At 38.2% G+C, this 23,328-nt stretch carries 14 protein-coding genes and 6 tRNA genes; 10 read left to right on the plus strand and 10 right to left on the minus strand.

Annotation, left to right across the window (positions count from 1 at the left end):
- Positions 1-9: 9 nt before the first annotated feature.
- The gene (gene porU / locus NBC122_RS09260) at positions 10-3,903 is read right to left on the minus strand and encodes a type IX secretion system sortase PorU (protein ID WP_133440108.1); all 3,894 of its coding nucleotides are present in this window, start codon (positions 3,901-3,903) and stop codon (positions 10-12) included.
- A 160-nt stretch (positions 3,904-4,063) separates the two neighbouring features.
- On the opposite strand from porU, the gene gldJ reads away from it, so the two are divergent.
- Both gldJ and NBC122_RS09270 read left to right on the plus strand, forming a co-directional pair.
- Entirely contained in the window at positions 4,064-5,671 is a 1,608-nt protein-coding gene (gene gldJ / locus NBC122_RS09265) for a gliding motility lipoprotein GldJ (RefSeq protein ID WP_133440109.1), read from the plus strand.
- A gap of 60 nt (positions 5,672-5,731) precedes the next feature.
- The gene (locus tag NBC122_RS09270) at positions 5,732-7,006 is read left to right on the plus strand and encodes a UDP-N-acetylmuramoyl-tripeptide--D-alanyl-D-alanine ligase (RefSeq protein ID WP_133440110.1); all 1,275 of its coding nucleotides are present in this window, start codon (positions 5,732-5,734) and stop codon (positions 7,004-7,006) included.
- On the opposite strand, the gene NBC122_RS09275 is transcribed toward NBC122_RS09270, so the two are convergent.
- Positions 7,003-7,608: an NUDIX hydrolase gene (locus tag NBC122_RS09275; protein WP_133440111.1), complete on the minus strand. Its 606-nt coding sequence runs from the start codon at positions 7,606-7,608 to the stop codon at positions 7,003-7,005. The genes NBC122_RS09270 and NBC122_RS09275 overlap by 4 nt on opposite strands.
- 33 nt (positions 7,609-7,641) lie before the next feature.
- Here NBC122_RS09275 and NBC122_RS09280 point away from each other — a divergent pair, with 33 nt between their 5' ends.
- Positions 7,642-8,028: an SRPBCC family protein gene (locus NBC122_RS09280; protein ID WP_133440112.1), complete on the plus strand. Its 387-nt coding sequence runs from the start codon at positions 7,642-7,644 to the stop codon at positions 8,026-8,028.
- Between the two features lie 51 nt (positions 8,029-8,079).
- Here NBC122_RS09280 and NBC122_RS09285 read toward each other — a convergent pair whose 3' ends face one another.
- From NBC122_RS09285 to NBC122_RS09315, 7 genes are all read right to left on the minus strand, one after another.
- Positions 8,080-8,775, minus strand: coding sequence for an ABC transporter ATP-binding protein (locus NBC122_RS09285; RefSeq protein ID WP_133440113.1), 696 nt, complete (start codon positions 8,773-8,775; stop codon positions 8,080-8,082).
- A gap of 109 nt (positions 8,776-8,884) precedes the next feature.
- Positions 8,885-8,958, minus strand: a tRNA-Arg gene (locus NBC122_RS09290).
- Between the two features lie 87 nt (positions 8,959-9,045).
- A tRNA-Pro gene (locus NBC122_RS09295) sits at positions 9,046-9,120 on the minus strand.
- Positions 9,121-9,140: 20 nt separating this feature from the next.
- Positions 9,141-9,227: transfer RNA gene (locus NBC122_RS09300), tRNA-Ser, on the minus strand.
- Positions 9,228-9,275: 48 nt separating this feature from the next.
- A tRNA-Arg gene (locus NBC122_RS09305) sits at positions 9,276-9,349 on the minus strand.
- 80 nt (positions 9,350-9,429) lie between these two features.
- A tRNA-Pro gene (locus NBC122_RS09310) sits at positions 9,430-9,504 on the minus strand.
- 21 nt (positions 9,505-9,525) lie between these two features.
- Positions 9,526-9,612 (minus strand) — tRNA-Ser (locus NBC122_RS09315).
- Between the two features lie 132 nt (positions 9,613-9,744).
- Between NBC122_RS09315 and NBC122_RS09320 the strand changes: the two genes are divergently transcribed.
- The 4 genes from NBC122_RS09320 (at position 9,745) to NBC122_RS09335 (ending at position 15,800) form a co-directional block, all read left to right on the plus strand.
- Positions 9,745-10,761: an N-acetylmuramoyl-L-alanine amidase gene (locus NBC122_RS09320; protein WP_133440114.1), complete on the plus strand. Its 1,017-nt coding sequence runs from the start codon at positions 9,745-9,747 to the stop codon at positions 10,759-10,761.
- A gap of 114 nt (positions 10,762-10,875) precedes the next feature.
- On the plus strand, positions 10,876-12,279 hold the full coding sequence (gene aspA / locus NBC122_RS09325; RefSeq protein ID WP_133440115.1) for an aspartate ammonia-lyase: 1,404 nt from the start codon (positions 10,876-10,878) through the stop codon (positions 12,277-12,279).
- A 45-nt stretch (positions 12,280-12,324) separates the two neighbouring features.
- The gene (locus tag NBC122_RS09330) at positions 12,325-15,240 is read left to right on the plus strand and encodes a M16 family metallopeptidase (RefSeq protein WP_133440116.1); all 2,916 of its coding nucleotides are present in this window, start codon (positions 12,325-12,327) and stop codon (positions 15,238-15,240) included.
- A 302-nt stretch (positions 15,241-15,542) separates the two neighbouring features.
- Positions 15,543-15,800 carry a DUF2892 domain-containing protein gene (locus NBC122_RS09335; protein ID WP_133440117.1) on the plus strand — a complete coding sequence of 86 codons (258 nt, stop codon included), beginning with the start codon at positions 15,543-15,545 and terminating at the stop codon, positions 15,798-15,800.
- Positions 15,801-16,077: 277 nt separating this feature from the next.
- Here the strand turns inward: NBC122_RS09335 and NBC122_RS09340 are convergent, their stop codons facing one another.
- Positions 16,078-18,219 carry a S46 family peptidase gene (locus NBC122_RS09340; RefSeq protein ID WP_133440118.1) on the minus strand — a complete coding sequence of 714 codons (2,142 nt, stop codon included), beginning with the start codon at positions 18,217-18,219 and terminating at the stop codon, positions 16,078-16,080.
- 435 nt (positions 18,220-18,654) lie between these two features.
- On the opposite strand from NBC122_RS09340, the gene glgB reads away from it, so the two are divergent.
- From glgB to NBC122_RS09355, 3 genes are all read left to right on the plus strand, one after another.
- Positions 18,655-20,601 (plus strand): 1,4-alpha-glucan branching protein GlgB, encoded by a 1,947-nt coding sequence (gene glgB, locus NBC122_RS09345; RefSeq protein ID WP_133440119.1) that lies wholly within the window; start codon positions 18,655-18,657, stop codon positions 20,599-20,601.
- A 37-nt stretch (positions 20,602-20,638) separates the two neighbouring features.
- On the plus strand, positions 20,639-22,045 hold the full coding sequence (locus NBC122_RS09350) for a glycogen synthase (protein WP_133440120.1): 1,407 nt from the start codon (positions 20,639-20,641) through the stop codon (positions 22,043-22,045).
- Positions 22,046-22,234: 189 nt separating this feature from the next.
- Positions 22,235-23,227, plus strand: a complete 993-nt coding sequence (locus NBC122_RS09355) for an EamA family transporter (protein WP_133440121.1) — start codon at positions 22,235-22,237, stop codon at positions 23,225-23,227.
- The last annotated feature ends 101 nt before the right edge of the window (positions 23,228-23,328 follow it).

Below are 23,328 nucleotides of genomic sequence, written 5' to 3' on the forward strand. Positions count from 1 at the left end.
TTTTTTTAATTATTTTAATAAAACCATTTTTTCGACCGCAGTTGCACTTCCTTTGCATTTGTCCTGATTTTGGCTGCGTGCGAAAATTTTAAATATATAAGTTCCTTTACCAACTGCATCTCCGAAATCATCATTTCCGTCCCATTCGATCGCTGTTCTCGGTGTTCTGAATCCCTGCAGGAAAGGTTCTGCCGTCACCGTGGTGCTGAGGGTTCTTACCAATTTACCGGTAATGGTGTAAATCTGAACATTTACGTCTAACACATCATCGCAATTGTGTTCAAACTGAACGTAGGTTTTGTTGGTAAAAGGATTTGGCCAATTTAACAATTTTTTAACGATTAAATTTTGATTGCTTTCGTCCTTAACTATAAAGTTTAACGTAGCAGTCGTTGAATTATTGTTAATGTCCCAAACTTTAAATGTTAACTGATGCTCGCCAGGTGTTAAATTTCTGAAGGGGTAAGTTACGTTTCCTTTCTGATAATCTAATAGGGAAGGATTGGTACATCCATTTCCATCTCCTGAAAAATAGAAATCATTCAGAACTACGGTGTCGATAATTTTACCGTCGAGAACTACGGTGACATCGTGCCCAATACCGGAACCGGTGGAGTTGATTCCTTTATCATCGGTTACACAGGCAAGGAGTAGGGGATTCTGATCAGTGATGCCCCCATCTGCAAAATTGGTGTTGTTCATGTATAATTTTACTTTTGGAGCTTCTGTATCATTGATTCCTTCTGGATTAATTCCTCCAATGGTGTGTGTTTGATTATTAAAAACATCGAACACTTTGTTGTCAGCGTAAACTAAAATTCTTCCTTGGCCGGATTCATAATTAATATCTTTTGGAACATAGAATTCAACAGAGAAAACACCACTGGTTGCCACTCCCGAGGATTTCACAATTGGGCTGCCTTCTTCAGTGTACGTTAATACCGGATTCATTTTCGGCATTCCATCATTATTGAGTGTTTTTTTGGTCAGCCGTTTATCAAAAATATTTACCGCCACTCTTCCATTAAAGCTTTCATCTATGCTTCCGTCAGCTTTTGTAATATGGCCTTTTATTTTCACAAAATCCAATGCGCGAAACTGCCCCGGAACCGGAGAGTCGATTTCATCGATGGTTATTAATCGTTTTGGGCGGCTTAATTTAGTCGCCGGATCTCCCAGAAAGTTGACTTTCAAATGGTCATTCGATGGACCTTTTTGAATTTTTGCTTTTAATAGGGCATCACCTAGATTTAAAAAATCGTCATTTTCCAAATCAAAAATATGTTTGGTGAAAATAGTCGTGAAATCTTCGCCATAACCAACTCCAATCGCACGGCTGGAAGTAACCATGGTTGATGCTCCTCCGGTTTTTGATTTGATGACCTGCTCGCCGGCAGAAAAAGTTCCCGGATCATCCCAAAGGGTAAATTCACACGTAATCGTAGAAACCAAAGGGAAACGCGAATAAACATTATTGAAATTATTAAAATTCTGAATCTGATCGATTGTTAAAACTCTTTCCTGCGCCCAACCATTAATCCCACCATGACCGAAATAGAACAGGTAAAGACTGTTACCGACATCATTGGAGATCGCCTGGTTGACCTGCGGGTATCTTTGGCCGCCAGCCGATGTCTGTGCAGGGAAGGCATCTAAATAAAGTTTTCGGATATTGTATTCTTTTCTCAATGTTCCTGTTTCGAATACATTGGCCAGAGAGGCGTTCATGGTATTGTGGAAAGGGAATTGGTTATCAGCATCATCATCTACTACGAAATCCAGTTTCATGCGCCATTCGCCAAACGGAGTCGACTGACCGGGATTTGCATTGTTATAAGCTAAAGCTTTGTCGATTAAAAGTTTGGCTTCAGAAATATTGGCAGCCGGCAATCTGCCCACCGGCAAGTTCGGTAATGTTGCAGAAACACTTACTGCTCCAATGCTTTGTGGACTGGTCATTACAAAATAATCGTCGGTTACAAATGAATCAGAGTAATTGCCACTTTCTTCACTTTGATAGCTTGGGACCACTGAAGAACCGGGATGCGCTTTTCCTTTGAAATCATATGAAGTGTCTCCTAAAATGAAAAGATATTTCAATTTTCCGGACGGCGTATTCAGTCGGGTTGTAAAGTCTCTGATTGCGGTGATGTCTCTGCTCCCACTGCTGAATTCATTATAGATTTTATTAACGTCGACGACCGCGACATTATATTTTCCCTGGTAAAAATTGGCGAGACGCTGTGCCTGTCCCATCATCTCGGGAACCGTAATCATCAAATAATCGATGTTTTGTAAACCAGCTAAATCCTGATTATCGATTTTTCCGACAAACGCAGGAGAAAATGCTGCATTGTTTTTAAAAGCGACAAACTCATTCACGAAGGTGTTGCTATTTGCGATATAACCAAAACTGAAATTAGAGGAGTCGCCTGATTTATTCACTTTTCTGGTCACATTGGTGATGTCAGAAACTTGCCAAACCTGATCCGCCGCAGAGGCATCGGACATATTAAAAGTGTACGTATTACCGCTTTGCTCCACAATGCCATAACTTCTAAAATTCATCTGGTCATTATTGAACTTTAAATCTTCTTTATACTGAACTTCAGCATAATCAAAATAAAATTTACCATTAGGATTACTGGCAGAGTTCGGTGCATAATTGAAGGAAAGTTGATTGCCCTGTAAATTAGTAACCGTCCCGTTATAAACTATCGGTAGATATTCTCTTTTATCATCTGGCGAAACCGAAGTACTGGCCGGATTTGCATTGTTAATGTTTACCGTGATTGTATTGCCTTGCGATAGGTAAGCAATATATCTTGAACGGTATGCAATAACATCAGCCGGCTGAATCGGCGATTTTGTTGTAAAAGTGACAGTCTTATTAGTATTAAAAGCATCGCCGGTCCAGATTCTGCCAATTTTCATTAAATTGAATTTCTCTTCATTGATGTATTGGTATTCATCATAGCGGGAAATGATATTTGAATTAGTCGGGACATCACTTGCTTGAATTCTTTTGCCGGGTCCGTTATCGAAATTGATGAAATAGTAAGCGAAGTCTTCGTAGATGTTGATAAAGTTACTGGATTTATCCGTCCGCGTTTCTATTCTTCTGTTGCCGTTGCCATTCCCGCTTTTGTGCAGATTATAACCATTAGGACCTTGAGCGTAGAAAAGAGCATAATCATCTTCATTCCAAACCCCGTCATCTTCACCGAAAACCTGTATTGCATTTTCCTGCAGAGCATCGAAACGGTAATCCTGATTATGTTCAGGCAACATCAAGCCACCATTTCCATAAATTCTAAAATTTTTAGGATTGATGTTGGCGGGATTTATTCCGTTGTCCCGCAGGAATTTTGCAGTAATTTTAAAAACGCCTGATTTGTCAACTTTAATTTTATAAAAGTTTCCCTGTCTCAATGGATTTTCAGCAGTTCCGATTTTACTTGCCAGATTTTTACCCAGCATTTTCCTTTCATCATTGATTACCGTAAAAGAACTGAGCCGGTAAATGGTTCCTTTTTCAAATTTTAAGGCGGCAACCCGAATATTATTGCTTTTTTCCTGTGTGTAAGGATTCGTATAATCACTCACTTCATATTGATCTTCGGCTGGAAGATTATAATCATTGATGTCGAAAAGATCCTTTGCTGATATTTTTTCCCAAACCAAATTGGTGACTTTTCTGCCGGTACCACCGTATTTTTCTACTATCCTGATATAAACCCCGCCATCTTCATATACAAAACTTTCGTTCTTAAAGAAAGGAACAGTAACTTTGCTGCTTCCGTAATCAATCACGGTGCTTCCTTCCCAATTTATTTTAGTGGTTTGCGAAAAAGAAAAAGAACTGAATAAAAATACTAAAAAGAGTGTTAAATTGCGCTTCATCTGCTGGTTAATTTGCCATTTACAAATTAAACGAAAATTATTAAATAATAATATGATACAATAAAATTAAATTGTTAACGTTCTGCAAAAAATCAATCTTTAATTTGATTTATTAAATAATTTATTTTTTCTTTGTACCTTGATAAATTCTAAATTTACTATGAATAGACTAAAGTTGTTTACAATAATGGCGTTAAGTGCAACACTTATCCTGATGAGTTGCGGCAGTGGTGGCAACAGCAAGAAAGGTGGTGGTACAAAACGTTTTACAAGTAAAACTGGTTGGAAACCCAACGACCAAAAAGGTTGGTTCTTTACCGGAAAACAACAGAAACAGAAAGGCTGGCCAGGAATGGTGTACGTGGAAGGCGGAACATTTACCATGGGATTGGTGAAAGATGACGTGATGCATGATTGGAATAATACCCCAAAAAGAATGCAGGTGAGTTCTTTCTTTGTCGGCGAAACAGAGATTACGAATTACGAATACAGAGAATATGTAACGTGGCTGAAATATGTTTTCCCTCCTTCTGACACTAGTTTTAAAGAGATTTATACAGGAGCACTTCCAGATACTTTGGTTTGGAACAACAAGCTGTCCCGAAACGATTTTGCAGAAACCTATTTCCGTTCGCCAGAATATGATTACTATCCTGTAGTAGGTGTTTCCTGGCTGCAGGCTTCCAGATACTGTGATTGGTTAACCGATCGTGCAAATGAAAAAGCTTTGATGGAACAGGGTGTAATTTCTAAAGATTTATATACCAACGATTCAAACAATCAAGGAGCAAGTGCCTTTAATTTAGATAAATTCAAAGGGAATGATCCAGAAATGGATGCATATATCAACAAGCAGCGTTTGCAGCAAAAAAGTGGGATTAAGACCCAAAATGCAAGAATCATTGCAGCAAACCGTAATGCAACTTCCGGTGTTGTAGAAAAGTTCCGCTTGCCAACTGAGGTAGAATGGGAATTTGCGGCCCTTGGAATGCAAAAAGAAAGAGAATATAATCTCTACACCAGTAAAAAACCGGAAATCGAACAACTGAAAGGTAAAAAAGGTAAAAACCGGGGAATGTATCTTGAAAACTTTAAACAGGGAAGAGGTGATTATTCCGGAGTTGCAGGTTGGAAAAATGACGGTTCACCGACTACTGCAGACGTAAAAAGATATCCTTCAAATAATTTGGGAATCTTTGGAATGTATGGTAACGTGTCTGAATGGACTGCTGATGTTTACAGGCCAATCATTGATGAAGAAGCAAGCGACTTTAATTATTACAGAGGAAACATAGCAAAAGAAATCGTAAAAAATGCAGATGGGACTTTCAAAAAAGTTGACGCAGTGAAATATGATACGTTAGCTGATGGCCGATTGGTTTATAGAGGATTGCCAGGTCAGTATGAACGAGAGGTTGTTGCAGATAACAGAAACTTCCGTGACGGTGATTTTCAGTCGTCTCTGGATGCAGGTTATGGGAAAGCAGAAGACAGTTCGACTCTGGGCTATAACATGTACAATTCTAAGCAAAAAAGATTTATTGTAGACGGCAGAGGTAGAATAGTTCTTCAAAAAGACAAAACTTCCAGAACAACCGCATTATCTAATGAAGTTAGAGTAATTAAAGGAGGTTCGTGGTTAGATGGAGCTTACTGGCTTGATCCGGGACAAAGAAGATTCCGTGATGAAGGAAAAGCTTACGGTTGGGTCGGATTCCGTGTTGCACAGGATGCGAAGTCAAACGGAAAAGGAAGAACCAAAAGATAAAATTTAATAAATATTTAAAAATCCTTCTGTTTATGCAGAAGGATTTTTTATTTTTGATCTATGAATGCAATTTCCTTTTATCCTGTTTTTTTAAAATGCGCGAAAGTAACAATCGATACCAGAAATATTGAACAAAACGATGTTTTCTTTGCCTTTTCGGGCTCCACATTTAATGCCGCAAAATTAGCTGAAAACGCCATTGACAAAGGAGCGCTGGCGGTTATTGTGGAACAGAAGGAATTTGAAAATGAAAAGAGAAATATTTTCTATGTTCCGTCAACTCTCAAATTTCTGCAGGATCTTGCAAAACATCATAGAAACCAACTCGAAATTCCCGTTATCGGCCTCACCGGGAGTAATGGTAAAACGACGACCAAAGAAATTATTCATGCGGTTCTTTCGCAGAAATATAACGTGCAGTATACTTTTGGAAACCTTAATAATCATATCGGTGTTCCGCTGACCTTACTTTCGATAAAACCAGAACATGAGATCGCGGTGATTGAAATGGGTGCGAACCACCAAAAAGAAATCGAACTGCTTTGTGACCTTGCGCAACCTAATTATGGCTATATTACCAATTTCGGCAAAGCACATCTTGAGGGTTTCGGTGGTTTCGAAGGAGTTATTAAAGGCAAATCTGAATTATATGATTATTTGGAAAATCAGTCGCAAACTATTCTGGTTAATGAAAATGATCCTATTCAACTTGAAAAAACAGAAGGGTACCAGCCAAAAATTACTTTTGGTGCAGAAACTTCTGATTATCAATTTCAACAGGTTTCAAAAGACAATTCAGTAGGATTGATTTATGGGGGAAATCAGGCGATATCGAAGCTTACAGGAAATTATAATTTTACCAATCTTTGTGCAGCGGCAAGTTTGGGTTTACATTTTGATTTACATTTTGATCAGATTAAAAATGCCATTGAAAACTATTTGCCCACCAATATGCGGTCGCAGGTTGTAGAAAAGAACGGGAAAATTTTTGTACTCGATACATACAATGCCAATCCCAGCTCGATGAGCGAGTCTTTAAAAAACTTTAATAATTTTAATGGCAGCAAAACCATTATCATCGGTGATATGTTAGAGTTGGGCGAAGAATCAGAGACAGAACATCAGGCGATTCTGGACCTTGCGAGATCTCTTAATTTTGATGAAATTATTACGGTAGGAAATGAATTTAAGAATGTGAATCAGCTTTCAAAATCCTATCAGGATGCAAAAGAACTTTCAGAATATTTAAAAATTAATACCATTGAATCCAAAAATATTTTGTTAAAAGCTTCACGTGGTGTTGCGTTAGAACAAATTTTAGAATTCATCGGTTAGTCTTTGCGCCAAAAATCATTGAGGATTAATTTGATATTTTCAAAGGTCATTGGAAAAACTTCTGCAATAATTTGTTTTTCGTTTTTCCAGGAAACTTCAGAAATTCCTTCCTCTGTTTGTGGTACAGGATCCGAAGTTCCGATATAACTGACACTGAACCAGTAAGTTGTTTTCAGTATTTTCTTGCCATTTCTTTCAGTGTAAATGTGAAAAGTCGTGTTTAAATAATCTTCTAAAATAAGCTCCTTAAGTCCGGTTTCTTCCTCTATTTCCCGCAATGCTGCCTGTTCCAGAGATTCTCCTTTTTCTATTTTCCCTTTTGCTAAATCCCATTTCCCTAAACGGCGGATAAACAGAATTTCTTCTTTTTGATTGCTTACAACCCCGCCTGCGGCCTCAATTACTTTAAACATCTTGGTGAAATCTTCCCAAATATCTTCAAGATCATCACCGTAAATGTTAAGTTCCGGACAGGAAGTGTTTTCCAAAAGATCGATTGCAATTTCTAAAGTCGAAAATCCTTCATACCGAAGCTTCTTTTCTACATCTTGCGGATATTTACTAATAGATAATTTTTTTTCATTCACAAAAACTTTATACATTTGCAACGCTTTATTTAATACAAAAATATAAAAATGAATTTAGAAGGACGCAAAATTATCGTAAATAAATCGGGAGCTGAGTTGGTTTCTATGTTAAACACTCCAGAAGGGTACAGAGATCTGATGCCGGATTCTTTACAGAGTTTTGAAGTTCGTGACCAAGGTTTTAAATTCAGTTTAAAAGGAATGCCTGAAATTGCTTTGGTAATTGATGAAGTGACAGAAAATCAAGTGGTTTTGAAATCGGCAAGCTCGAGTCTGGATTTTTCATTAAAAGGGGTGATGAATCCGGTTAATGAAAATCAAACTGAAGTCCAGTTGCTTTTTGAAGGTAAATTTAATCCGTTTATCAAAATGATGGTCGAGAAACCTTTGAAAAACTTTATCGACGCTTTGACCGATAATATCGAAAAAATTTAAGAAATCAAATCTATTGAAAAGCCCTGAATGTTGAATTCAGGGCTTTTTTATTTAATGAGTGTAGCTTGCAAAAGCTTCTTCCAAACTGCCGTATTTGCCTTTAAATTCTTCGATGTTGCAATCCTGGATAATATTTCCCTGATGAATCAAAATTACCCGGGAACACAGTGCTTCTACTTCCTGCATAATGTGAGTGGACAGAATTACTGTTTTTTCTTTCCCAATTTCTTTAATCACATTTCTAATTTCGATGATCTGGTTCGGATCCAGACCGTTTGTCGGTTCATCTAAAATCAGCAAATCAGGCGAATGCAATATAGCTTGGGCAAGACCAACTCTTTGTTGATATCCTTTTGAAAGCTGCGAAATTTTTTTCGATTTTTCAGGGGTGATGCCCACCAATTCGATCACTTCGTCAATTCTTTCTTTTGGGATTTGATGAAGATTAGCTACGAAATTTAAATATTCTTTCACATACATTTCGCTGTAAAGAGGATTGTTTTCCGGTAGAAATCCCATATTTTTCTTTGCTTCAATCTCATTTTCACGAATATCTTTTCCTTTAAAGATCATTTGTCCTTCATCAATTTTCAGCGCCCCGACAATCGATTTCATCAACGTAGATTTTCCCGCACCATTCGGCCCGAGAAGACCAATAATCTCATTACTGTCGATTTCAATATTGATATTATTTAAAGCGGTTTGATCGCCAAATTTTTTGGTCAGGTTGATGATTTGTAAAGACATAAATTTTATTTAATGAAGTGCAAATTTAGGAAATTGAATAGGAGTGTAATCTAATTAGGAAGAATCATTTAAACAAAAAAAGACCGAGAAATATTCTCAGTCTTTTTAGTGAGCGCGACAGGATTCGAACCTGTGACCGTCTGCTTAGAAGGCAGATGCTCTATCCAGCTGAGCTACGCACCCAAATATTAGAATTTTTCAAACTCATCGTTGAGAAGATAAAGTTTTTTTTAAAAAAAAGAAAACTCTCGAAAGAGCTTCCTTATAAAGTCGGGGCGGCAGGATTCGAACCTGCGACCTCCTGGTCCCAAACCAGGCGCGATGACCGGACTACGCTACGCCCCGAGTGATTTTTGCGATTGCTGCGGAGAGTAAGGGATTCGAACCCTTGGTACAGTTTCCCATACGCTTGTTTAGCAAACAAGTCCTTTCGGCCACTCAGGCAACTCTCCTCTCCAATTAAACAAAAAAAAGATAGAGAAGTTCTCGATCTTTTTCAGTGAGCGCGACAGGATTCGAACCTGTGACCGTCTGCTTAGAAGGCAGATGCTCTATCCAGCTGAGCTACGCACCCTTTTATAATTTTGAGAAAATTATTAAAACATTATCATTTTAAAAAAAAATCTCATTGGTAAAGAGAATTTTTTTATAAAGTCGGGGCGGCAGGATTCGAACCTGCGACCTCCTGGTCCCAAACCAGGCGCGATGACCGGACTACGCTACGCCCCGAATAATTTTTTGTGGAAGTTGCGGAGAGTAAGGGATTCGAACCCTTGGTACAGTTTCCCATACGCTTGTTTAGCAAACAAGTCCTTTCGGCCACTCAGGCAACTCTCCATTGCAATATTTGTAAGAGCTTCTGTTCTGTAATTGCGAGTGCAAATATAAAAGAGTTTTCGTTATAAACCAAAAGAAATTCCTAAAAAATATTCGTATTTTTGACTCTAAATTTAAAATATTAAAAAACGAATGCGTAATTCATTATCTGTCATATCCTTAGGTCTTCTGATTATTTCTTGCGGAACGCAAAAAAAATCACACACTGCAGTTGTAAAACCTACATTGCCCCAAGTTTCACTTGTGAAACCTGAAGTTCCCCTTCATAAACCGAGAATTCGACATGAAGGTGGAGTCGAGTTTTTTAAAGAAAACATCGGTGATATTACTAAAAATGACAATACGGCCAGTTATGGATCGATTGTTTCTGCGAATCCTGCTGGATATAAAGTAGTGAAAACTTTCTTTCCGGCAGTAGGGCAAAATTTCCGACAGCGGTATATTATTTTACATTATACGGCTTTGGATGATGATAAATCGGTAAATGTGCTGACTCAGCAATCGGTGAGCTCCCATTATTTGGTCAATGATTTAGGAGATAATGAAATTTATCAGTTGGTTGATGAAAATAAAAGGGCTTATCACGCCGGAATCAGTGCCTGGCGAAAAGACAAAATGCTCAATGATACTTCTATTGGGATTGAGATCGTAAATGCAGGTTATAAAACCGATGCCGGTGGAATGAAAGTTTTCCCTGAATATTCTGAAGCACAGGTCAAGAAAGTGGCTGCATTGGTAAAAGACCTTGCGAACCGGTATATGATTCCGCCGACCAATGTTTTAGGACATTCTGATATTGCACCAACCAGAAAGCAAGATCCAGGGCCAAAATTTCCGTGGAAGAAGTTATACACTGACTACCAGGTTGGGATGTGGTATGACGAAAGTGTGAAAGACAATTTCTATATGACCGCTGTTTTGGAAGATTATACCTTGCAGATGACCGTTCCATCATTTCTGTTTAAAATTCAAACTGCCTTGCGTGATTTTGGCTATGATATTAATCCGAATGGATTATATGATGATGCGACGAAGAAAACGATCGAAACTTTTCAGTATCATTTCCGGCCGGAAAATTACTCGGGGATGATGGATGCGGAAACTTGGGCAATTTTGCAGGCATTAAACTTGAAGTATCCAAATAAATAAATATCTTTACAATTCTCAAACCGGGCGATACATTATCGCCTCTTTTTTTAGACTTAACTTTAAATCAATTTAATAAATACAGTAAATAATCTTAACTCTTCAACAAATTATTTTATGGAACATTTCAGAAATGAAAGCGATTTATTAGGGACTTTACAAGTGCCCCAAAATGCATATTATGGAGTTCAAACCCAACGTGCTATTGATAATTTTAAAATTTCAGGACAAACTCTTTCTTCTTATCCGCAATTTATAAAAGCGTTGGCTGTAGTGAAAAAAGCAGCTGCAAAAACCAATTATGAATTGGGATTGCTTGATGAGAATCTTTATAAAATGATTGCCGAAACCTGTGAGGAGCTTATCGACGGAAATCTGCATGAGCAATTCCCGATCGATATGATTCAGGGTGGAGCAGGAACTTCTGTGAATATGAACGCTAATGAAGTTATTGCAAACAGGGTTTTAGAGAAATTAGGAAAAGAAAAAGGAGATTATCAGTATTGTTCGCCCAACGATCATATCAACCTTTCGCAATCGACGAATGATGCTTATCCAACTTCATTAAAAATGGCTTTGCTGTCGATGAATTTGGAGTTGGTAGAAAAACTCAGGAAAATAGTTGAAGCATTTCGTGAGAAGGGAAAAGAGTTCGCACCCGTTATCAAAATGGGAAGAACACAGCTGCAGGATGCCGTTCCTATGAGTATGGGTCAGGAGTTCGAAGCTTATGCGGCAACTCTGGAAGAAGATATTTCTAAATTAAACGCGAATGCCAACCTTTTTGTGGAGGTGAATATGGGGGCAACCGCCATCGGAACTGGATTAAATGCTCCCGTTGGTTATGCGAATTTATGTGCTAAAAACCTCGCTCAATTGACTGGGTTTTCTGTTATTTCTGCACCCAATTTGGTAGAAGCAACTCCAGACACGGGTGCTTATGTCATTTATTCTTCGGCCTTAAAAAGATTAGCGGTGAAGCTGTCTAAAATCTGTAATGATTTGCGTTTGCTTTCTTCAGGTCCAAGAGCGGGCTTTTTTGAAATCAATCTTCCGCCAATGCAGCCTGGATCTTCAATCATGCCGGGAAAAGTAAATCCTGTAATTCCGGAAGTGGTCAATCAGGTTTGTTTTAAAGTCATCGGAAATGATTTAACGGTAACTTTTGCGGCAGAAGCAGGACAATTGCAATTAAATGTAATGGAACCCGTTCTTTCACATTCAATTATGGAAAGCATGATTTTCTTAGGAAATGCAATGGATACTTTAAGAGAAAAATGTATCGTAGGCATTACGGCCAACAAAGAGGCCTGTTTGAATATGGTGAGAAACAGTATCGGTATTGTAACCGCTTTAAATCCTTATATCGGTTATAAAAATTCTACAGAAATTGCCAAAGAAGCGTTGGAAACAGGCAGAAGCGTTTATGATTTGGTATTGGAGCGCCGGATTTTATCTGAAGAAAGATTAAATGAAATTCTGGATCCTGCAAATATGCTGAAGCCTCATCAACCAATGTAATTTTTTAAATAAAACTACAGATTAAAACCATCGGATAATTAAACTATGAAGAAAATATTAACAACAATAACCGTTATTGGAGCACTCACGATGAGCAACGCACAGAAATTTGAAACTAAGAAAACAACAGACAAAAGCGGTTACCAATATGAAACCGTTATTAATGATAAAACAGGGGTAAGAGTTTATACTTTAAAAAATGGATTAAAAGTATTCCTTGCGAAAAACGATGACGCACCGAAAATCCAAACCTATATTCCCGTAAGAACAGGAAGTAATAATGATCCGGCTGATAATACGGGATTAGCGCATTATCTGGAACACATGATGTTCAAAGGAACCTCTAATCTTGCAAGTGCAGACTGGGCAAAAGAAAAACCGCTTTTAGAGGAAATTTCTAAACTGTATGAACAGCATAAAGCAGAACAGGATCCGGAAAAAAAGAAAGCACTCTATAAAAAAATAGATGAAGTTTCACAGGAGGCAAGTAAATTTGCAATCGCCAACGAATATGACAAAGCGATTTCTTCACTGGGAGCGTCGGGAACCAATGCTCATACGTGGTTGGATGAAACCGTTTATAAAAATAATATTCCAAACAACGAACTCGAAAAATGGTTGAAAGTGGAGAAGGAAAGATTCTCTGAATTAACTTTGAGATTATTCCATACTGAGCTGGAAGCGGTTTATGAAGAATACAACCGTGCTCAGGATAACGACGGACGTTTGGTGAATTATGAATTAATGGATGCCCTTTTCCCAACTCATCCAAATGGTCAGCAAACGACGATCGGAAAATCAGAGCATTTGAAAAATCCATCCATGCTGGCGATTCACAAATATTTTGATGAATATTATGTGCCGAATAATTACGCCATGGTTTTGGTGGGAGATTTAGATTACGACAAAACCATTAAACTGGTAGATCAGTATTTCGGAAGTTTTGAATACAAAGAATTACCGAAAAAACAAACGATCACCGAAGAGCCAATGACCAAAATTGTAGAAAGAACGGTAAAAAGTCCTTCTACACCGAGGTTACAACTCTCCTGGAGATCTGATTCTTATGGAACTCAAAATGCGAGACTTGCAGACATCGTCGGAAATATTCTGACGAACTCGGGAGATTCCGGTTTGATTGATTTAAACATTAATCAAAAACAGAAAGCGCTGAGAGCAATGGCTTACGAGTCTGCGTTTAAAAATTACGGAAGTTTTTCATTAATTATCGTTCCGAAAAATGACCAGACTTTTGATGAAGCGAAAAAATTAATGTTGGATCAAATTGAACTGGTGAAAAAAGGAGAATTCCAGGACTGGTTGATTCCGGCCATCATTAATGATATGAAAATCCAGCGCATGAAAACGTATGAAACCGCTGACGGATTGGCTACTTCATTGTACGGAAGTTACATCAACGACAGAACCTGGGAGCAGGAACTGAATGAGATCAATGAATACGAAAAGATTACGAAAGCCGACGTGGTGAAATTTGCCAACTATTTCTTTAAAGATAATTATGTCATCATTAAAAAAGAAAAAGGCGTCAATGATAAATTAGTCCGCGTAGAAAATCCGGGAATTACTCCGATTAAACTAAACAGGGATGCGCAGTCTCCGTTTTTAAAGGGAATTTTAGCAGAAAAATCTTCTGAAATTAAACCTGAATTTATCGATTACGCAAAAGTGATCAAAACGGATAAAATCGGTGATAAAAAAGTGAGTTTCGTACATAATAAATACAATGATATTGCCCAGGCTCATTTTGTTTTCCCTTTCGGAAGCGACTATGACAAAGAATTAGGTCTGGCAACTCAGGTATTGCAATATTTAGGAACCAATAAATTATCTGCGGAAGACCTTAAAAAGGAATTCTTTAAGTTGGGTATTTCTAATGATTTCAGAACTTCACAGGACCAGTTGAGAATCTCGTTAAGCGGTTTAGAAGAAAATATGCCAAAAGCAATCGAGCTGTTGAAAAACTGGATGCAGAATGCAAAACCCGATCAGAAGGTATACGAAGAAAATGTGAAAACCATTTTGGAAGGCCGGGAAGTTGCCAAAAAAGACAAAGCAAGAATTATGGCCGCTCTGTCTAATTACGCTAAGTATGGCAAGGTTTCGCGCTTTTCAGATGTGCTTTCCAAATCACAGTTAGAGGCGATCAATTCGGTTGATATGACGAATAAAATTCAGAATTTGCTGAAAATGCCTTACGAGATTTTCTTTTACGGACAGAATTTCAATGCTTTCAAAAAATATGCAAAACCTTTCGTAGAAAAGGAAACCTTGAAAGTTCCTGCAAAAAACGACTATCCTGAACCTGCAACCAACGGCAATGTATATTTTACCAATTACGATATGGTACAAACTGAAATGAGTAAAGTGGCAAAAGGACCAAATGTTAATTTAGCGAACCTTGGGAAAATCAGTGTTTTCAATGAGTATTTTGGACGGGGATTATCTTCAATCGTTTTCCAGGAAATCCGTGAGAGCAAGAGTTTAGCGTATTCTGCTTATGTTTCTTATGCGTCAAGCGGCGAGCTCAACCGTCCTGATTACGTGACGACTTATATCGGAACTCAGGCGAATAAACTTCCGCAGGCAGTTACTGCGATGGATGAATTGATGGAAAATCTTCCGCAAATCCCGGCACAGTTTGAAAATGCTAAAAATGCAGCGTTGAAACAAATTGCTTCGGGTAGAATCAACAGAACCAATATTTATTTCAATCAGTTAAGTCTTAAAAAATTAGGAGTTGACTACGATTTAAGAAAGGATATTTACAAAGAAATCGAAAAATTGTCTTTGGCAGATCTTACGGGTTTCTATGATTCGCAGATGAAACCAATGAAATACAATACCGCGATTATCGGTAAAAAAGAAAATCTTGATATGGTTGCCATAAATAAAATGGGCACATTCCAGGAAGTTTCTTTAGAAGAAATATTTGGATATTAATTTTTGAAGATATGGTTAAAAAAAAGTGAAATTTCGGTTTCACTTTTTTTTATGTTTAATAATAAAATCAAAAAAATATTTACAAATGAAATTGAGATCAATTAAATAGGGTGATTTGACTCTTTTATAGTAAAATAAATAGGTTCACATTTGCAATGCAATACCTATAAACGAATTTTTTCGTGATCCACAGAACGATAAAATTCGACGTAACAATGTAGAAATTACAGCGCAACATTTCATTGTCCGTTGTTCAACAGAAAAAGTCAGTACAATGATGAAAATTTTAAAAAAAAAATTTTATGAGTTTGCATGAATCTTTCAACAGATCGGGTTTCTCAAAATCCGTCAACAGTCCGGCAGGTCGCATATTCCGTTTGGCAGCAGGCACCGCATTTCTGCTGGTAGGATACCAGTTTCGCGATCGCCCACTTGGTATACTTTCAATGGTTTGGAGTATTTTCCCCTTAAGTGCCGGAGCATTTGATATCTGCTATATCAGCGCCGCATTGGGCGGTCCATTATCGGGTAAGAAGATCCGCGGCAGTTCGGGTAAATAGGTTTTATCGGTTACGGAAGTTGCACAGCAAGCAGTCGAAGAGAATCCTATTAATTATCTTTAAAAACCTTACAAATTATAAAACTAAACTAATAGCTGTGAAAGCAAAGATTCCGGAATTTCCGGAATTTTTTTTTGGATTATTTTAAAGTTGGTGACAATGGTTGCATGAAATATATACCTAGGCTTTGCAATATCTAAAACAGTTACCGGGTATATTTAAACGAAAGAACGCACCAAAAAGGCACGTTCTTACAAATGTAATATTTAAAAAATATTTATTTCACAATTTTCATTTCATTCAACAGCCATTTTGCATCGGCATATTTATCAACAATGAAAAGAATATATTTGGTGTCCACCATGATATTTCTACTGAAACGGGGATCGAAATTGATGTCACTCATCGTTCCTTCCCACTGTCTGTCGAAATTCAGTCCGATTAAATTTCCGTGTGCATCCAAAGCAGGACTTCCGGAGTTACCGCCGGTTGTGTGATTGGTTGCTGTAAAGTTTACGGGAACATCGCCGGTTTTGTCTTTGTACATTCCGTAATCTTTCGTATTGTAAATGTTGACCAGTTTTTTAGGAACATCGAATTCATAATCACCGGGAACATATTTTTCCATCACCCCTTCCAGATGCGTTTGGTAACCGTAGTAAACCGCGTCTCTGGGGTTAGAACCTTTCACCTGGCCATAAGCGACACGAAGCGTAGAGTTTGCATCCGGGAAGAATTTACGGTCTTTATCGGTTTCCATTTGCTGCGCCATGAATTTCTTTTGAAGCACATCGATCTGATCCTGAAGTTCTGCATATTTCCCTTCAGTAGTTTTCATGTAGCTATCTTTCATTGAAGAAGCCAGCTGAATAATGGGGTCGTTTTTAAGGTTTTTAATCAACTCCGCCGGATTGGCAAATACCTTGTCGATATTCGCTGACGCCGTTGCGCTGTTGAAAGTTCCGCGTCCGGTAATCACTGAATTTTTAGACCAGTTTTCAATGGTTGCTGAATTTTTATTAACCTCTTTAAACTGAGCGAAATTTGCAGGCAAAAATTTGGCAGGTGTTTTTTCTGCATACAAAGCGAGCAGCTGTGCTGTTACTTTAGCATCCAGTTCAGCATCATAATCTTTGTAAAATGAAGCAAGTCTGTTTTTGAAACCTGTCAGTGTCTGGTCGGTCATTTTTCCAGCTTCATAACTTTGCATAAAATTGATGTACTGATTGGCCAGTGACAAAGTTTCGGCATTTCTGGTCACTTCCGAATAATAAGAACGGTTTAGCGAGTAAGGAGACTGCTCGTTGTACAAATTGTTCAGCTGATCAATCGTCGGTTTAATTTGCGGATTTTTTGCAATTAAAGTCTGCTCGTATTTTTTCTTTTTTCCAACGGCGTCAGATTTTTTCAAACCTTCAACTTCGCCGATCCATTTTTTCCAGTAATTGGCTACACCAGCGTATTTTGACGCATATTTAATTCTTGTTTCCGCATCGGTACGCATTTTTTCGTTTAAGGTTTTCAACGCGACTTCTCTTACGGCGATCATGGCAGGATCGGTTTCTGTCATTACCTTTTCTACAGCGATGGCAGGTAAATACTCGGTTGTTCTGCCGGGGAATCCAAAAACAAATGTGAAATCATTTTCCTGTTTGTCTTTAATGGAAACCGGTAAGAAATATTTCGGTTTGTAAGGGATATTGTCTTTTGAATAATCCGCTGGTTTATTGTTTTTGTCAGCATAAATCCGGAACATCGAAAAATCGCCGGTATGTCTTGGCCAAACCCAGTTGTCGGTATCAGATCCGAATTTACCGATTGAACTTGGCGGTGCACCAACCAAACGGATATCTTTGTAAGTTTCAATAATGTAGGCGTAATATTTATTACCGTAATAAACGGGTTTAATGATTACTTTCTGCCAAGGTTCTAATTTAAAACCGGCTTTAACCGTTTCAAGATTTTTGGCAATCAGCGCTTCCGCCGCTTTAGAATCTAAATTTTGTGTTCCCGCCAAAACAGACCCCGTCACTTCTTTAATATCTGCGATAAAATCTACGGTCACGCCCGGATTTGGTAATTCTCCATTCATGTCTTTTGCCCAGAAGCCATCACTCAAATAATCATGTTCCACTGATGAGTGTTTCTGAATTTGACCGTAACCACAGTGGTGATTGGTCAGCAGTAAACCTTGTGGTGAAATTATTTCTGCGGTACAACCTCCGTTAAATTGTACGACCGCATCTTTAATACTCGGTTTTGAAGGATCGAAAATCTGTTTCGCAGAAATTTTCATTCCCAAATCTTTCATTTCCTTTTCGTTGAGTTCTGTAGGAATCCACATTCCGCCGTACTGCTGGGCAAATGCCATCACTGCCGGCAAAAGTATTGCTGCCAGCAATATATTCTTTCTATTCATTTTTAAAATTTGGCCTAAAAATAAGAAAATTTTTATTGATGAAGCAGTATTATGGGGCTTAAAATGAGTTGACCAATCTTTTTTCCATTATTTGGGGTGTTGAAATAACCGATCAATCACAGACTGAAATACCCGAGAATAAAAAGTTAATGATGTTTTCCGTCGTGATTATTGATCGTTTTTCAAATAAACAGAATGATGTTTCACGGTATTTTCAAATGTTAAAGGGCGACATTTATTCAAAAGCCGATTTTGCAGAAATGATCTTTGTTCGGTTTTATTCTTAACTTAATGATTATAAGTGTTAAGCATTCATCAAATATTCTTTTTTTTAAAGGAGATGTTCGGTATTTTATCTTTATTTTAAATATATTTGATGGACAAATGCGATTCCGTATTTTATTCTGAAAAAACAAACCTGAAAACCCCGAAATCATGCGAAATATAATTCCTCATTCTTTGTTTAGCGACCATGATATTTATCTTTTTAAAGAAGGAAATCATTATAAGTTGTATGAAAAATTTGGCGCTCACTCTATTGAAATTGATGGGGTCGAAGGCGTTTATTTCGCCGTTTGGGCACCATTTGCTAAAGAGGTTTCTGTTATTGGTGATTTTAACGGATGGCATTCTGAAGCCCACAAATTACTGCCAAGATGGGACGAATCCGGAATTTGGGAAGGATTTATCGCAGGCTTAAAATGGGGAGATGTTTACAAATACGGAATCCGAACCAATAAAGGAGTTTTACTCGAAAAAGGAGATCCTTTTGCTTTAAGTTGGGAACAGAACCTACAGGCTGGTTCACTCGTTTCAACCACCTGGTTTGAATGGACGGATAAAAATTGGATGAAGGACCGTTCAAACAAGAATTCCATCAATGCGCCAATGTCGGTTTACGAAATGCATCTGGGATCCTGGATGCGCGGCACAGATGATCCACACCGTTTCTTCAGTTATAGAGAAATTGCAGAACGGCTTGTTCCTTATATGAAGGAAATGGAGTTTACGCACGTAGAATTCATGCCCATTATGGAATATCCGTATGATCCAAGCTGGGGCTATCAGGTGACAGGATTTTTTGCTGCCACCTCCCGTTTTGGTTCGCCGCAGGATTTAATGTTTCTAATTAATGAATTGCACCGGAACGAAATCGGCGTTATTTTAGACTGGGTTCCTTCTCATTTTCCGGGTGACGCCAATGGACTGCATTTCTTCGACGGTACTTTTTTATATGAACATGAAGATCCCCGAAAAGGTTTTCATCCTGACTGGAAATCCTATATTTTCAATTACGGAAGACCGGAAGTGAAATCGTTTTTAATCAGTAATGCTATATTTTGGCTCGACCGTTATCATGCCGACGGACTTCGGGTAGATGCCGTAACCTCAATGCTGCACCTGGATTATTCCAGAAATGAAGGCGAATGGGAACCGAATAGTGATGGTGGAAATGTGAATCTGGAAGCCAGGAAATTCTTACAGGATTTCAATAAAGCAGTCTATAAAGAATTTCCGGATGTGATAACGATAGCCGAAGAAAGTTCAGACTTTCCCATGCTCACAAAACCAGTACACGACGGCGGTATCGGTTTTGGTATGAAGTGGATGATGGGCTGGATGCACGATACTTTGAAATATTTTAAAGTAGATCCAATTGATAGAAAATACCACCATAATAAATTGACGTTTGGCTCTGTTTACGTTTATAATGAAAATTATATGATGCCGCTTTCTCATGACGAAGTCGTCCACGGGAAAGCCAGTTTAATTTATAAGATGCCGGGCGATGAATGGCAGAAATTCGCCAATCTTCGTGCTTTATATCTTTATATGTTTACCCATCCCGGCGCAAAACTGCTGTTTATGGGTAATGAATTCGCGCAAACCCGCGAGTGGAATTTTACCCAAAGTCTCGATTGGCATTTGCTCCAATTTCCTTTTCACAAAGGAATGCAGGAATTTGTAAAAAGATTGAATCATTTATACAGAAATGAAACCGCCCTGTACGAAAATAATTTTTCACCCCAGGGAATGGAGTGGGTGGACGCGAATGATGCCGATAATTCCATTTACATTTATTTAAGGAAAGGAAAAAAAGAGGACGATGTTTTAATGGTGGTTTTAAATTTAACACCAAGAGTTCTTGATTATAAAATCGGTATTGATGAGGGGACGAGTTGGGAAGTGATTCTGAATTCGGATGACACGCAATTTGCGGGAAGTGGTGTGAAGGCAGAAGTGGAGGATGAAGAAGACGATGAATGGATGTACAGGCCCAATGCAATTGTCTTAAAATTACCACCGCTTGCCGGCGTTATTTTAAAACAGAAAAAATTACAGACAGCTGTGGTTGAAAAGGAGAAGAGTGTAAAAAACTGAGAAATAGTAGATGCCAAATAGAATACATGAACGTAAAATGAGAATATTTAACCTTTCTATCGAATGTTATCCTGTCGCCAAAGTTGGCGGACTTGCCGATGTGGTAGGAGCATTGCCTAAATATCTCAATAAAATCGATGGGGTGGAAGCCAGCGTAATTATGCCCTGGTACAATAAACCGTTCGTTCACGACCACAGTTTCGAGCTGGTTTTTGACGGTTGGATTCATCAGCACCGGCAAAGTTTTCAAGTTCAGGTCATGAAAGAACGTTCCAAAGTTTTAGGTTTTGATTTGTATTTGGTGAAAATTCCGGGACTTTTGGACCGGGATAATCCTTACGGATACTGGGATGAAAGTCAGCAGTTTCTGGCTTTTCAACATGGAGTACTGCATTGGCTGACCGCCATGGAGATTCGCCCCGACGTTTTGCACTGCCATGATTATCATACCGGTCTGGTTCCTTTTATGGTAGAAAATTGTCCTGAGTTTAGTTTTCTAAAGGGCGTAAAAACAATCGGTACCATTCATAACGGCGAATATCAAGGGCAGATGAGTTGGGAAATGATTAATTATTTTCCCTGGTTTGATGGCGCGAAATGGGGTTTGCTGGATTGGGACGGCTACATCAATCCATTGGCTGCGATGATAAAATGTTGCCATTCTTTCAATGCTGTTTCTGGCGGTTATATGGATGAACTGTTTGAAAATTTCCGCGGTCTGGAAACTTTAGTCAGACAGGAATATGCAAAAGCAAACGGTATTATCAACGGCATAGATACCGAAATATGGGATCCTGAAGTCGATCCGTTCCTCGCTTTTAATTATGGAAAAAAAGATGCTGACTCCGGTAAGTGGAAAAATAAAAAAGAGATTTGCGAAGAATATGGTCTGAATCCCAATTTGCCGCTGTTCAGTTTCATCGGTAGATTTGCGGGCGAAAAAGGAGCCGATTTTTTACCGGAAATCGTCTGGAAAAGTATCCGGGAAACCTACGGCGCTTTGAATATCATTATTTTAGGTTCAGGTGATAAAAATATCGAAAATCAATTGTCGGAATTGTCTCATTCTTTTTCAAATTTCGCTCTGGATCTGGGGTACAAAGAATATTTATCCCATAAAATTTATGCTTCTTCCGATTTTTTATTAATGCCTTCCAGAGTGGAACCCTGCGGACTCAACCAAATGTACGCCATGCGGTACGGAACCGTTCCGATCGTCAGATATACCGGTGGTTTACGGGATACAGTAGAAGATATCTCAACAGGCGGAAGCGGACTCAATTTCGGTGAAGCAAGTGCAAATGCCGCTGTTCATGCAATCCATCGCGCTTTGCATATTTTTCATAAAGAGGGTTTGATGAAACAGTTGGTGCAATCGAATATGAATTTTGATTTCTCCTGGGAAAAATCTGCCGAGAAATACCTGGAGCTTTATGAAAAGTAACTGAATTTTTCAGCTTCGATCATAGTTCGCCATTAATCATCAACTAAAGCTGATATTCTTAAATTTATTCCGAAAATCAATGTGCTTTTTTCAAAAATCAAGGAGTTTTTTCCACTGATGACTTTTTAATTTTCGACATAATTGGCTCACAAATTTATAAAACCGTAAGTTTGCAGGCTGAAAAAAATTATGGAAAAGAAAAATATGTTAAAAGGGGTTTTGTATGTTGCGCTGGGAGCAAGTATTTTCGGCATGTTGGCCACGTTTGTTAAATTGTCTTATCAAGACGGATATACGACCTCCGAAGTTACCACGGCACAATTCGTTCTGGGATTGACAGGTTTATTTATTTTAAATCTGATACAGAAAAAAACTTCAAAAAAACCACTTGCCCAGCCAACGCCCAAAGAGATTAAAATGTTGATGCTGGCAGGAACATCTTTAGGCTGTACCAGTCTATTTTACTATATCTGCGTTCAGTATATCAATGTATCTATCGCAATCGTATTGTTGATGCAGTCGGTCTGGTTCAGCGTTGTTATAGAAAGTGTAATATCGAAAAAATTTCCTAATGCCAAAAAGGTGGTCGCAACTGTAATCGTTCTGATCGGAACATTCTTCGCAACCAATATGATTAATCTGGACGTTAAATTGGATTTGCACGGTGTTTTTTGGGGACTGATGGCGGCAGCGTCATTCAGCATGACGATGTTCACTTCCAATAAAATAGCAACCCATATTCCGGTGTTGAGGAAAAGTATGATTATGCTTTCCGGAGGCGCTGTCATTGTATTTCTGTTTCTCTTTTTTGCACAGATCGGTCCTCTGCATTTTGAGGTGTTGAAAACATTTTATTTGAATTTTACAGATAATACAGACCATATCAGGGCTTTTGATTTTTCGATATTCTATACTTACGGTTTCATTCTGGCTTTGTTCGGAACGATTATTCCGCCGACTTTGTTTAATCTCGGGTTTCCAAAAACAGGTTTAGGATTGGGAAGTATTGTTTCGTCTCTGGAGCTGCCGGTTTCCGTTACGATGGCATTTGTATTATTGGGTGAAAAAGTTATTTTAATCCAATGGATGGGGATTCTTTTAATACTTTTTGCGATCGTGTTGATGAATTTGCCTTCCAAAAAAAAGGAATTACAGCCCAATTATCTGAAAGTAGATCATTAATGTAAGGAATATCCGAAATCCGGAAGAACTTTAAAATCTGGGGACTTTCCTTTAGGATTTTGCATGCTGATTAAAAAAGGATATGCATTTTAATTGATTAA

Source organism: Chryseobacterium salivictor (genome assembly GCF_004359195.1).
Taxonomy (GTDB): domain Bacteria; phylum Bacteroidota; class Bacteroidia; order Flavobacteriales; family Weeksellaceae; genus Kaistella; species Kaistella salivictor.